General features: G+C 67.9%; 10 protein-coding genes. 8 read left to right on the top strand and 2 right to left on the bottom strand.

The window, feature by feature from the left end; all coding sequences use genetic code 11:
- The first annotated feature begins 67 nt into the window (after positions 1–67).
- Genes leuS through holA form a run of 3 tightly spaced genes read left to right on the top strand, consistent with a single transcriptional unit; the run spans position 68 to position 4,288 of the window.
- Positions 68–2,737, top strand: coding sequence for a leucine--tRNA ligase (gene leuS, locus GTO19_RS00860; RefSeq protein WP_291016713.1), 2,670 nt, complete (start codon positions 68–70; stop codon positions 2,735–2,737).
- A gap of 8 nt (positions 2,738–2,745) precedes the next feature.
- Entirely contained in the window at positions 2,746–3,228 is a 483-nt protein-coding gene (gene lptE, locus GTO19_RS00855; protein WP_291016711.1) for an LPS assembly lipoprotein LptE, read from the top strand.
- 7 nt (positions 3,229–3,235) lie between these two features.
- The gene (holA, locus tag GTO19_RS00850) at positions 3,236–4,288 is read left to right on the top strand and encodes a DNA polymerase III subunit delta (RefSeq protein WP_291016708.1); all 1,053 of its coding nucleotides are present in this window, start codon (positions 3,236–3,238) and stop codon (positions 4,286–4,288) included.
- A 210-nt stretch (positions 4,289–4,498) separates the two neighbouring features.
- Here holA and GTO19_RS00845 read toward each other — a convergent pair whose 3' ends face one another.
- Positions 4,499–6,109 (bottom strand): anti-phage dCTP deaminase, encoded by a 1,611-nt coding sequence (locus tag GTO19_RS00845; protein ID WP_291016705.1) that lies wholly within the window; start codon positions 6,107–6,109, stop codon positions 4,499–4,501.
- Between the two features lie 100 nt (positions 6,110–6,209).
- On the bottom strand, positions 6,210–7,193 hold the full coding sequence (locus tag GTO19_RS00840; RefSeq protein WP_291016703.1) for a helix-turn-helix domain-containing protein: 984 nt from the start codon (positions 7,191–7,193) through the stop codon (positions 6,210–6,212).
- A gap of 437 nt (positions 7,194–7,630) precedes the next feature.
- Between GTO19_RS00840 and GTO19_RS00835 the strand changes: the two genes are divergently transcribed.
- The 5 genes from GTO19_RS00835 to GTO19_RS00815 are packed head-to-tail and all read left to right on the top strand — an operon-like array spanning position 7,631 to position 12,377.
- Positions 7,631–8,827: an amino acid ABC transporter substrate-binding protein gene (locus tag GTO19_RS00835; protein ID WP_291016701.1), complete on the top strand. Its 1,197-nt coding sequence runs from the start codon at positions 7,631–7,633 to the stop codon at positions 8,825–8,827.
- Positions 8,827–9,729: a branched-chain amino acid ABC transporter permease gene (locus GTO19_RS00830; RefSeq protein ID WP_291016698.1), complete on the top strand. Its 903-nt coding sequence runs from the start codon at positions 8,827–8,829 to the stop codon at positions 9,727–9,729. Before GTO19_RS00835 ends, GTO19_RS00830 begins: the two co-directional genes overlap by 1 nt.
- Entirely contained in the window at positions 9,726–10,754 is a 1,029-nt protein-coding gene (locus GTO19_RS00825) for a branched-chain amino acid ABC transporter permease (RefSeq protein WP_291016695.1), read from the top strand. The genes GTO19_RS00830 and GTO19_RS00825 overlap by 4 nt, the downstream gene beginning before the upstream one ends.
- Complete coding sequence (locus GTO19_RS00820) at positions 10,744–11,568, top strand: ABC transporter ATP-binding protein (RefSeq protein ID WP_291016692.1); 825 nt, start codon at positions 10,744–10,746, stop codon at positions 11,566–11,568. The genes GTO19_RS00825 and GTO19_RS00820 overlap by 11 nt, the downstream gene beginning before the upstream one ends.
- The gene (locus tag GTO19_RS00815; protein WP_291016689.1) at positions 11,565–12,377 is read left to right on the top strand and encodes an ABC transporter ATP-binding protein; all 813 of its coding nucleotides are present in this window, start codon (positions 11,565–11,567) and stop codon (positions 12,375–12,377) included. Before GTO19_RS00820 ends, GTO19_RS00815 begins: the two co-directional genes overlap by 4 nt.
- Positions 12,378–12,399 lie beyond the last annotated feature (22 nt).

The following is a 12,399-nucleotide window of genomic DNA, read 5'->3' as shown; positions in this document are numbered from 1 at the left end:
CCGGCCTAAAATCCCCGCTCCCACGGGCACGCCACGCCCGTCCGGCCCCCAGGTCTTCCCCGTCCCCATGCAAGACAAATACGCCCACCAAGACGTCGAGCGCGCCGCGCAAGCCCACTGGACCGCCCGCGACGCCTACCGCGTCACCGAAGACGCCGGCAAGAAGAAGTTCTACGCCTGCTCCATGCTGCCCTACCCCAGCGGCAAGCTGCACATGGGCCACGTGCGCAACTACACCATCAACGACATGCTCACGCGCCAGCTGCGCATGAAGGGCTACAACGTCCTCATGCCCATGGGCTGGGACGCCTTCGGCCTGCCGGCGGAGAACGCGGCCATCAAGAACCAGGTGCCGCCGGCCAAGTGGACGTACGACAACATCGCCTACATGAAGCGGCAGATGCAGGCCATGGGCCTGGCCATCGACTGGAGCCGCGAGGTCGCCACCTGCTCGCCCGACTACTACCACTGGAACCAGTGGCTGTTCCTCAAGATGCTGGAGAAGGGCATCGCCTACCGCAAGACCCAGGTCGTCAACTGGGACCCGGTGGACCAGACCGTGCTCGCCAACGAACAGGTCATCGACGGCCGCGGCTGGCGCACCGGCGCGCTGGTCGAAAAGCGCGAGATCCCGGGCTACTACCTCAACATCACCGCCTACGCGGGCGAGCTGCTCGACCACGTGCAGATCGGCAACCCCAAGGCCACGCTCAGCGGCTGGCCCGACAAGGTGCGCCTGATGCAGGAGAACTGGATCGGCAAGAGCGAAGGCCTGCGCTTCGCCTTCCCGCACCAGATCAAGGACGCGGGCGGCGCGCTCATCGGTGACGGCAAGCTCCACGTCTTCACCACGCGCGCCGACACCATCATGGGCGTCACCTTCTGCGCCGTGGCCCCCGAGCACCCGCTGGCCACGCACGCCGCCGCCAGCGATGCGAAGCTCGCCGCCTTCATCGAGGAGTGCAAGAAGGGCGGCACCACCGAGGCCGAGCTCGCGCTGAAGGAGAAGGAAGGCCTGCCCACGGGCCTGAGCGTCACGCACCCCATCACCGGCGAGGCCGTGCCCGTGTGGGTGGGCAACTACGTGCTCATGAGCTACGGCGACGGCGCCGTCATGGGCGTGCCCGCGCACGACGAGCGCGACTTCGCCTTCGCGAAGAAGTACGGCCTGGCGATTCAGCAGGTCGTCGCGGTCGAGGGCGAAGTCTTCAGCACCGACGCCTGGCAGGAGTGGTACGCCGACAAGCAGCGCGGCGTCTGCGTCAACAGCGGCTTCATCGACGGCCTGGGCCATGCCGATGCGGTGAACAAGGTCGCCGAAGTCCTCGCCGCCAAGGGCCTGGGCGAGAAGAAGACCACCTGGCGCCTGCGCGACTGGGGCGTGAGCCGCCAGCGCTACTGGGGCACGCCCATCCCCATCATCCACTGCCCCGAACACGGCGCCGTGCCCGTTCCCGAGAAGGACCTGCCCGTGGTGCTGCCCGAGGACTGTGTGCCCGATGGCAGCGGCAACCCGCTCAACCACCACGAGGGCTTTCACGCGGGCGTCGTCTGCCCCGTGTGCGGCAAGGCCGCGCGGCGCGAGACCGACACCATGGACACCTTCGTGGACTCGTCCTGGTACTTCATGCGCTACTGCGACCCGCAGAACCGCGAGCGCATGGTGGCCGACGGCACCGACTACTGGATGCCGGTGGACCAGTACATCGGCGGCATCGAGCACGCCATCCTGCACCTGCTCTACGCGCGCTTCTGGACCAAGGTCATGCGCGACCTCGGCCTCGTCAAGGTGGACGAGCCCTTCACCCACCTGCTCACCCAGGGCATGGTGCTCAACCACATCTACAGCCGCCGCAACGAGAAGGGCGGCAAGGAATACTTCTGGCCGCACGACGTGGACAACGTGCTCGACGAGGGCGGCAAGGTCATCGGCGCGAAACTGAAGAACGCCGTCGGCGAACTGCCCGCGGGCACGCCCATCGACTACGAGGGCGTGGGCACCATGTCCAAGTCCAAAAACAACGGCGTCGACCCGCAGGACCTGATCGAGAAGTACGGCGCCGACACCGCGCGCCTGTACACCATGTTCACCGCGCCGCCTGAGGCCACGCTGGAGTGGAACGACGCAGCCGTGGAAGGCAGCTACCGCTTCCTGCGCCGCGTCTGGGCCTATGGCCACAAACGCCATGCGCAGGGGGCGCAGCAGGGCGCGCTGGCCGCCGGCGTGGGCCAGGCCGCGTTGTCCAAAGCCGCCAAGGCGCTGCGCCTGGAGGTGCACACCGTGCTCAAGCAGGTGGACTACGACTACCAGCGCATGCAATACAACACCGTGGTGTCGGGTGCCATGAAGATGCTCAACGCGCTGGAGGGCTTCACGCCCGAGGGCGCGGCCGACGAAGCCGCCGCCGCCGAGGGCTTCGGCATCCTGCTGCGCTGCCTGTACCCGGCCACGCCGCACATCGCGCACACGCTGTGGAGCGAACTCGGCTACCCCGGCGAACTGCTCGACGCGCCCTGGCCGCAGGCCGACGAGGCCGCGCTGCAGCGCGACGAGATCGAGCTCGTGCTGCAGATCAACGGCAAGCTGCGCGGCAGCGTCACCGTGCCCGCCAGCGCCGACAAGGCCGCCATCGAAGCCGCCGCGCTCGCCAGCGAGGCCTTCATCAAGCAAGCGGCCGGCGCCGCGCCCAAGAAGGTCGTGGTGGTGCCGGGCCGCCTCGTCAACGTGGTGGTCTGATCATGGTGATGCAGCGGCGCCTTCTGCTCGGTGGTTCGGCGGCACTGGCCCTGTCGGCCTGCGGCTTCAAGCTGCGCGAGGCGCCGACCTTCGCCTTCGACGCCGTGCAACTGAATGGCATCCCGGGCGGTTACGTCACGTCCCAGCTCTACCGCGAGCTGCAGGTCAACGACCTGCGCGTGAACGGCACGCCGCCGCCGCCCGTGATCCTCACCGTGCAGGTGGACCAGCGCGAGCGGGTGGTCGTGGGCCAGACAGCCGCCGGCCAGGTGCGCGAACTGCAGTTGCGCCAACGCTTCCGCTTCAACCTGCGCACCCGCGACGAGCGCATCCTCATCGAGGACACCGAGCTGCTGATCGAGCGCGACATGAGCTTCAACGAGACCCAGGTGCTGTCCAAGGACGCCGAGGAACAGATGCTCTACCGCGACATGACCAACGACATCGCGCAGCAGGTGGTGCGCCGCCTCGCCGCCGTGCGCCAGATCTGACGGCCGCATGCAGGTCCCCGCGAACCAGCTCGCCGCCCAGCTCCAGAAGGGGCTGCGCAGCCTCTACACCCTGCACGGCGACGAGCCGCTGCTGATCCAGGAGGCGGGCGACGCCATCCGCGCCGCCGCGCGCGAGCAGGGCCACACCGAACGCACCGTGCACACCATGGCCGGCGCGCACGCCGACTGGTCGTCCGTGATCGCCAGCGGTGCTTCGCTCAGCCTGTTCGCCGACAAGCAGATCGTCGAGGTGCGCGTGCCCTCGGGCAAGCCCGGCAAGGACGGCTCGGCCGCCCTGCAGCAACTGGCCGAGGCCGCCGATGGCAATCACAGCACGCTCACCCTGGTGGTGCTGCCGCGCCTGGACATGGCCACGCAGAAGAGCGCCTGGTTCGCCGCGCTCGACGCGCACGGCGTGACCGTGCGCGTGGACCCGGTGGACCGCAAGGCCCTGCCGCAGTGGATCGCGATGCGCCTGCAGGCCCAGGGCCAGCGCGTGCGCGCGGGCGAAGAGGGGCAGCGCACCCTGGCCTTCTTCGCCGACCGCGTGGAGGGCAACCTGCTCGCCGCGCACCAGGAGATCCAGAAGCTCGCGCTGCTGCACCCGCAGGGCGAACTCGGTTTCGAGCAGGTCGAATCGGCCGTGCTCAACGTGGCGCGCTTCGACGCCTTCAAGCTCGCCGAGGCCGTGCTCGCCGGCCAGGTGGCGCGCGTGCAGCGCATGCTCGACGGCCTGCAGGCCGAGGGCGAGGCGCCCGTGCTGGTGCACTGGGCCCTGGCCGAGGACATCCGCACCCTCAACCGCGTGCGCGGTGCCGTGGACGATGGCCGCCCGCTGCCCATCGCCCTGCGCGAGAGCCGCGTCTGGGGCGTGAAGGAAAAGCTGGTGGAGCGCGTGCTGCCCACCCTGGGCACGGCGCAACTGGCGCGCTGGCTCGACGACGCCCACACCGTGGACGGCATCGTCAAGGGCCTGAAGTTCCCCGACTGGCCCGCCGAGCCCTGGCAGGCCTTGCACCAGTTGGCGATGAAGGTGGCGCGCGCTTGCGCGCCACGCTGAGCGTCCGGCCCGGTTCAGCGGGACGTCGAATCCGCGGCAACCGGGGGCGTTTGCCTGCGCCGGACCTCGATATGCTTGATGGAGTCAAAAATGGCCGCGTATACGCCCGACATGCGGCGGGCGTCTCTGGCGGTCCGGTATTCGGCCAACCGATGCACCTGAGCAACCGCAGGTGGAGTGTCTGAGGCCTGCTTCTCGGTGGTGGAGAAGTCAAGTTGGAGTTGTTCCGGCAGTGTCACTGGCAGATGCTCCAGTCGGTGAGGCTACAAGACTTTTGCGTCGGAGCGATTCTACGACGAGGGCCTCCAGAGCAGGCAAGGCTTCCAGGCTTTTCTCGACCTTGGGCGTTCCGCGATCGGGTGCGACGCGAATGACTTTGCCGCCTTGCTTGCGCGAGTCGCGCTTCATCTTGAAGAGGCTCAGGAATCGTGTGGGCGCGACTCCGTCGTACGGCAGCAGCCGCACCTTGTCCCCCGACTCCTCGCTTTCGGTCATGGCGTCGCCATGAAGGCGGGTGGCCAGGCTCTTCTTGTACGGCTCGATGTAGTACACCTCAGTGATGCCCGCGGCGATGATGTGCCTCGCGCAGGAGTGGCAGGGGTAGGTCGTGACGTACAGGCGGCCACCTCGCACGCGATCACCCTTTTGCCGCAGGGCGCTCAGGATCGCGTGCATCTCCGCATGGATGGACCGCGAGAACTCGATCAAGCCGCGCAGCTTCTTGTCGCTCTTGACCAGTTGAATGGCCGCCTCGCGATGGGCTTCCTTCACGAGGCTCCCCAGCGCATCGACGACGTGCCCGGCGAGCAGGTCTTTTTCCTCATCGTTGTAGCACTTGCCGCCAAAGTTCCAGCACCTCAGGTCGTCGTTGCCGTTGGCATTCGTGCCCAGGTCGGTGACGTAGAGATCGCCGAACGCCCGGGGCACGTCGTTCCAGCCGATGGCGAGAATTTCGCCCTCCCTGTCCGTCACGGCCGCGCCGACCTGGCGCGATAGACAGGCGGAGTTGCTCGCCGCCGAGGCGGCAGCGTACATGGCGGTCTCCGCGCGCGTGGGCGTGATGACCTGGGTGCCAAGGATCAGGTGCAGAAACCGTTCGACGCGGCCTCGGAGCTGGGTGTCGGTGTTGGAGTCCGTGCGAAGGAAAAAGTCGCACTGGGGAAACGTTTCCTGAACGGTCTGCCCCTCGTCGAGCTCCTCTCCGGAGTCGCGATCCATCAAGCGGGCGATCGCCGTGTTGTCGAGTCCCTGCGCGCGAAGCGCATGCTCGCGTGCTGCGACTGGCGCAAACACCCCAACCACGTAGAGCGCTTCCCGGTACACCGTCCTCAGCAGTTCAAGTTCATGCTGGTTCTTGATGGAATCAATGATGTGGCAGGCCCTGCGTGGCAGGTATTGGCTGGTCTGTGGATCGCGCGCATTGAGTTCCCGGTCGACCCGAATTTCGTGAACGGCCAACTCCGCCAGCACGCTGAAACCGTAGGTTCGGCGCATCTCGTCGCCAAAGTCGATCAGGGCGTGTCGTCTGTCCGCGGCTTTGCCGGCGATCGACCGCCCCGCGCGGCCCGCATGGTCTTCGATGAACCGGCTCAGCCGGACGACGCGGCAGGTGTGGTACGCGAAGGTGTTGCGCAGCATCTCTTGAAGTTTGTCGGCGACCTCGTGCAGGGGGGATCCGATAGGACCGCACAGTGCGATCACGAGCTCGTCCGTGTGTGTCGAGGACAGCATGTCGCCGGTGGAGACGCCAGCGAAAAGATCGTGGTGAGGTGAAGGGTCGTGGGCCGTAGGCCCATCCACCCTTTTCAACGGCGCATTCATTCCTGGCTCCCTTGCTGCGGTAAGGCACGCCACTGGGGCCCAGTGGCGCGGTCCCGGGAGAGCTTATGTGCGCAGAGGCCTCGAAGTCGTCTCGGTTTTCTTATGGCTTGGAGCGGGTGTGATTCGTCACCCGCTCACGCGCCTGGTCGCGAAAGTCCGACGGCGTGCGCCCCGTGTGCTCGCGAAACACGCGGCTGAAGTGCGCCGTGTTGTTGAAGCCCCAGGAAAACGCGATCTCGGTGATGGTGCGCGCGGCGCTGGCCGGGTCGCCGAGCTCGCGCATGCAGCCCTGCAGCCGCTGGCGCAGGATGTACTGGGCCAGGGTGTCGTCCTCGGCGCTGAAGGCCTTGTGCAGGTGGCGCTTGCTGCAGTTCATCGCGCTGGCGATGTGGTCCAGCGATAGGTCGGGGTCGCGCAGGTGGCGGCCGATGTGCACGCGGATGCGGTCGCGAAACGCCTCCAGTTGCGTGCGCCCGTCGCCGCGCCCGGCCAGCTCCAGCAGCGAGAGCCGCACCAGCTCCACGATCGCCTCGCCCGCGCCGCGCGCGGCCGACTCGCTCATGCCCGGCAGCTCCTGGTAGGTGGTGCGCATGGTCTCCAGCGCCACGCGCGCGATGCCGCTCACCCCGCCGATCTGGCGCGCCATCAGCGGCTCCAGCGAGAGGCCGCGCTCGGCCAGTTGCGCCTTGGGCAGCATCACGATCAGGTGCTCCACGCGCTCGGGGTTGGACACCGCGTAGTCGTTCGTCGTGTCGTAGATGGCCCAGCCGCCCGGGCGCACCCAGGCCTCGCGGCCCGCCTGCTGCACGCCCGCGCTGCCGCGCCACGGCGCCACGATCTTCAGGTACGCGCGCTCGCCGGCCCGCGCCAGGCGGTCGCTCTTGATCACGCGGTGCCGGTTCGCCTCCAGCCGCGTCAGCACCACCTCGCCCGCCTGCGAGGCGCTCATGTGGCCCTCGAACTCGGTGTCGCCGTACAGGTCGGAGTCCAGCCCGCCGAAGTGCGTCCACACCCACTCGCGCCAGATCGCGGCGCGCTCCGTGGGCGCCACGGCGTCGGTGCTCATCGGGGCCAGATTGCTCATGCGGCGATTGTCTGGTGCCGCCCCGCCCGCTGGGGCGCCCGAGCATTGCGGGTAAACCCGCATCGCCATGCGCGATTGGTCAAGCGGACAGTGCGCCATCGGCACAGCGGCGCGCGGGAGTCCTTCCTACGATCGCTGCGTCCTAGGGCGTGTTCACACTATTTTTCCAAGATGCGTTGCGGAACCAAAAGGCCATGCGCAAGGCGCGAGACGCAGACGGGCCGGTGGCCCGGCGAGGCTTCGCAACGCGGCGCATGGCCTTTTGGACCGCAACCCGAAGGGAACGGGGTGAAAACAGCGCCACTCGTCGTTGCACTCCTAGGCCAGGCGTCCAGCCTGGCCGTCGTCGCGCGCCTAGATTGGCGCTGTTTTCACCCCGTTCGCACTTGGAAAAATAGTGTGAACACGCCCTAACCCCCAACACCAGGAGACAAACCATGGCCATGAGCAACCGCCGAGTGATGATCCAGCAGACCGCCGCCGCCGTGGGCGCCATGGCGGTCGCCCCGCAACTGATGGCGCAGAGCGCGCCCGTGCGCGTGGGCTACAGCATGTCGCGCACCGGCCCGTGGACGGGCGGCGCCCAGACCAGCCAGGAGCCCAACTTCCTGCTCTGGGCCGAGCAGCAGAACGCCGCCGGCGGCCTGGACGTGAAAGGCGTGCGCCGCAAGATCGAGCTCATCAGCAGCGACGACCGCAGCGACGTGGAAACCGTGGTGCGCACCTACGAAAAACTCATGGGCAGCGACAAGGTCGACCTCATCCTGCCGCCCTGGGGCTCCAACGCCAACTTCGCCGTCGCGCCGCTGGCCAACCGCTTCCAGTACCCCTTCCTCGCGCCCACCGCACTGTCCAAGCGCCTCATCGACCTGAAGCTGCCCTACTTCTTCCTGCTGCTGCAACAGCCCAAGCCCATGTGCGACGCGCTCGTCGACATGCTCAAGGCCAACGGCGCCAAGACGGTCGCCTGCATCTACGTCGACGACCTCTTCGGCCTGGAGAACTACGCCGCGCTGAAGGTGGCGCTGCAGGGCAGCGGCATCCAGCTCGTGCAAGACACCAGCTACCCCGGCGGCGTGAAGGACCTCGGCCCCACGCTGCGCAGCATCAAGGACAAGAACCCCGACGCCTTCGTCGGCTTCACCTACCCGCCCGACACCATCCTCGCCAGCCGCCAGGCCAAGGAGATCGGCTTCAACCCCAAGTTCTTCTACGCCTCGGTCGGCACCGCCTTCCCGCTCTACAAGAACGTCATCACCGCCGCCGGTGCCGAAGGCGTGCTGGGCATGGGCTCCTGGAACAGCAAGACCAGCCCCGGCGCCAAGGCCTACTTCGACGCCCACGTGGCCAGCCAGAAGAAGGAACCCGACCGCTGGGCCAGCGGCGCCTGCTGGGCCGGGCTGGAGATCCTCACCAACGCGGTGAAGCAGCACGGCCTGGACCGCAAGGCCATCCGCGACTACGTGGCCAACACCACGCACAAAACCATCCTCGGCGACATCAGGTTCCAGGGCAGCGAGAACGTGGGCACGCCCGGCACCGTGGGCCAGTGGCAGAACGGTGAGTTCGAGGTGGTGTGGCCCAAGCAGGTGGCCACCGCCGCGCTGAACCCGAACAAGCCCGCCTGGAAGTGATGTCGTTTTCCTCCTGGATCGAGCTCATCGCCTCCGGCCTCATCACCGGGGGCATCTACGCGCTCGTCGCGCTGGGCCTGAACCTGCAGTACGGGCTCATGCGCATCCTCAACATCGCGCACGGCGAGTTCCTGATGGTGGGCGCCTTCATCACCTGGATGGCGGCCGCCACCTTCGGCCTCTCGCCGCTGTGGATGATCCCCGTCTCCTTCGCGCTGCTCATGGGCATCGGCGTGGCGGTGCACTGGCTGTGCTTTCGCCGCCTCACCGCCACCTCGCCCAACCTCGATGTGTTCGAGGCGCGTGGCCTCATGGTGGCCTTCGGCCTCATGTTCTTCGTGCAGAACGCCATCAGCTGGATCTGGGGCGGCGACCTGCGCGGCTACGACTTCCTCACCCAGCCCTTCGCCATCCCCTTGCCCGACGGCCAGGCCCAGTTCGCGGTGAACAAGCTGCTCGTCTTCGGCCTGGCGCTGCTGTTCGCGGGCGCGCTCATCGTGCTGCTGCGCACCACCTTGCTGGGCAAGGGCGTGCGCGCGCTCATGCAATCGCCCACCGGCGCGCAGCTCGTGGGCATCGACACCAAGCGCCTGCACCCGCTTATGTTCGGCATCGGCCTGGGCCTCTCGGGCGTGGCGGGTTGCCTGCTCTCCATGGCCTACACCATCAGCCCCTCCATGGGCGAGCCCTACACGGTGACGGCGCTCATCGTCATCACCCTGGGCGGCTTCGGCAGCATGGGCGGCGCGCTCGCGGGCGGCCTGCTGCTCGGCGTCATCGAGGCCATCGGCATGCACTTCACCAACCCCTCGCTCAAGGCCTTGCTCAGCTACATCGTGTTCATCGGCGTGCTGCTGCTGCGCCCCGAAGGTCTGTTCTCGCGCAAAACCAGAAAAGCATGAATTCGAGACAGTTCCTCATCCGCGATTTGTTGGTGCTCTTCGCCCTCACCGGCTGGGCCGTGGCCCTGCCCGGCTTCGCCAGCGAGTTCGTCGTCTCCATGGCGCTCACCTGCCTGATGTACATCGCCCTCTCGTCGAGCTGGGCGCTGTTCTGCGGCAGCACGCGCTACCTCTCGCTCGCCACCTCGGCCTTCTTCGGCATCGGCGCCTACACCAGCGCCATCGGCCTGGAAACGCTGAGCTGGCCCGTGGCCATCGCGGCCGGCGCGGGCATTGCGGCCGTGGTGGCGGTGGTGATGGGCGCGGCCGTGCTGCACCTGCGCGGCACCTACTTCGCCGTGCTCACCTTCGGCATGACGGAGCTCATCCGCCACGCCATCAGCTACTTCGAGAAAAGCGTCACCGGCACCGTGGGCCGCGTGCTCATGGTCGTGCCCGAGCGCGACACCATCTACTTCACCGTGCTGCTGCTCGCGGTGGTGGCGGTGTTCCTGTCGATCTGGATCCGCCGCACCCGCTTCGGCCTGGCCATGATGGGCATCGGCGCCGACGAGCAGCGCGCGCAGACCCTGGGCGTCAACACGCGCCTGGTGAAGACCGCCGGCTTCGCCCTCACCGCGGCCATCGCCGGCGCCGTGGGCGCGGCCATGAGCGTGCGCTGGACGTACATCGACCCGCACACCGTCTTCAACCCCTTCATCGGTTTTCAAACGGTGCTCATCGCGCTCATCGGCGGTGCCATGACGCTGTGGGGCCCGCTCATCGCCGCCATCGTCTTCAGCGTGCTGGCCGAAACCCTGCGCCTGCAGGTGCCGCAGGTGTACATGATGTCGCTGGGCCTCTTGCTCATCCTCTCGGTGCTGTACCTGCCGGGCGGGCTCGCGTCGGTGCGCACCGACACCTTCAAGGGCTGGTGGCGCGACCTGAAAGCCTGGTGGAAGGAAACCAGGGACGACCTGAGCGGCGAGACCGAGCGCCGCAAGCAGCGCGAGAAGAAGCAGCGGGAGGCGCGCCATGTCTACTGAAGCGAAGCAGCCGCTGCTCCAGGCCAAGGACATCACCGTCCGCTTCGGCGGCCTCACCGCCGTCGACAGCGTCAGCGCCAGCTTCATGCCCGGTGAACTGGTCGGCATCATCGGCCCCAACGGCGCCGGCAAGACGACCTTCTTCAACGCCATCTCCGGCGTCACCAAACCCACCAGCGGCCGGCTGGACCTGTGCGGCCACTCGCTCGCGGGCAAGGCGCCGCACCGCTTCGCAGCCCACGGCCTGGCGCGCACCTTTCAAACCCCGCGCACCTTTGGCGACATGCTGGTGCGCGACAACATCGCCTTCGGCCTCAAGTTCGCCGGCAAGCGCCGCCGCGAATACCTGTTCTGGGGCGACGAGATCGGCGTGCCCTGGGTGCTGCGCACGCCCGACAGCATCCTCGGCCTCATCGGCCTGAGCGCGCAGGCCGACCTGCCCGCCGCCGCCATCACGCCCTCGCAACAGCGCCTGCTGGAAATCGGCATGGCCCTGGCCACGCGCCCCAAGCTGCTGCTGCTGGACGAAGTGGCCGCCGGCCTCACCGAGAACGAGGTGGAGGAAATGGCCCGCCTCATCCGCCGCCTGCGCGACGAGCTGGACCTCACTGTCGTCTGGATCGAGCACGCCGTCAGCACCCTGCTGCGCCACGTGGAGCGCGTCATCGTGCTGCACCAGGGCCGCAAGATCGCCGACGACGTGCCGCGCGACGTCATCCGCAACCCGGAGGTGATCGAGGCCTACCTGGGCGACGAGATGGGCGAAGCCGCAACCGAATCAGAAGCGGCGCAAGAACAAGAGGCCACCGCATGATGTGGTACCGCCAAGACCCCTTCCGCCTCGGCGGCGCCTCGCAAGCGCACCTCAAGATCGACGGCCTCAGCGCCGGCTACGGCGCCTTCCTGGTGCTGCGCGACCTGAAGCTCGAAGCCCGCCCCGGCCTCACCGTGGTGCTGGGCCCCAACGGCGCCGGCAAGACCACCCTGCTCAAGGCCATCAACGGCCTCATCCCGCGACAGGGCACCGTGCTGCTCAACGGCGAAGAGCTCGCCGAGAAAACGCATGAGATCGTGGAAAGCGGCGTGGCCCTGGTGCCCGAAGGCCGCCAGCTCTTCCCGCAGATGAGCGTGACCGAGAACCTGGAGCTGGGCGGTTGGCTCGTGCCCAAGGCCGAACGCGCGCGCCGCATCGAACAGGCCTTCAACGACTTCCCCAAACTCCGCGAACGCGCGAACCAACTGGCCGGCACCATGAGCGGCGGCGAACAGCAGATGGTGGCCGTGGCCCGCGCCATGATGTGCGCGCCCCGCCTGCTCATGCTCGACGAACCCTCGCTCGGCCTGGCGCCCAAGATGGTGGACGAACTGCTCGGCATCGCCCGCCGCATCGCCGACGCCGGCACCACCGTGCTGATGGTGGAGCAGAACGTGAAGAAGGCCCTGGCCGTGGCCGACCGCGGCTACGTGCTCGAACGCGGCGCCATCGTCGCCAGCGGCCCCGCCAAGCTGCTCGCGCGCTCCACCGTCATCCGCGAGGCCTACCTCGGCGCCGACAAGGACCCCGCCACCGGCACCACCAACGCCGCCGACGCCGTGGCGCGCCGCAAGGCCGTGGCCGCCTGACCGCACAGACACACCTCACCGC

This window comes from Hydrogenophaga sp., assembly GCF_011772445.1.
Lineage (GTDB): Bacteria > Pseudomonadota > Gammaproteobacteria > Burkholderiales > Burkholderiaceae_C > Hydrogenophaga.
The sequence above is the reverse complement of the archived record's forward strand: the minus strand, read 5'-3'. Positions and strand labels throughout refer to the sequence as shown.

Coding starts and splice junctions, on each gene's coding strand:
- GTO19_RS00835 (WP_291016701.1), top strand. CDS start 7,631: ATGGCCATGAGCAACCGCCGAGTGATGATCCAGCAGACCGCCGCCGCC.
- GTO19_RS00825 (WP_291016695.1), top strand. CDS start 9,726: ATGAATTCGAGACAGTTCCTCATCCGCGATTTGTTGGTGCTCTTCGCC.
- GTO19_RS00840 (WP_291016703.1), bottom strand. CDS start 7,193: ATGAGCAATCTGGCCCCGATGAGCACCGACGCCGTGGCGCCCACGGAG.
- GTO19_RS00830 (WP_291016698.1), top strand. CDS start 8,827: ATGTCGTTTTCCTCCTGGATCGAGCTCATCGCCTCCGGCCTCATCACC.
- lptE (WP_291016711.1), top strand. CDS start 2,746: ATGCAGCGGCGCCTTCTGCTCGGTGGTTCGGCGGCACTGGCCCTGTCG.
- GTO19_RS00820 (WP_291016692.1), top strand. CDS start 10,744: ATGTCTACTGAAGCGAAGCAGCCGCTGCTCCAGGCCAAGGACATCACC.
- holA (WP_291016708.1), top strand. CDS start 3,236: ATGCAGGTCCCCGCGAACCAGCTCGCCGCCCAGCTCCAGAAGGGGCTG.
- leuS (WP_291016713.1), top strand. CDS start 68: ATGCAAGACAAATACGCCCACCAAGACGTCGAGCGCGCCGCGCAAGCC.
- GTO19_RS00815 (WP_291016689.1), top strand. CDS start 11,565: ATGATGTGGTACCGCCAAGACCCCTTCCGCCTCGGCGGCGCCTCGCAA.
- GTO19_RS00845 (WP_291016705.1), bottom strand. CDS start 6,109: ATGAATGCGCCGTTGAAAAGGGTGGATGGGCCTACGGCCCACGACCCT.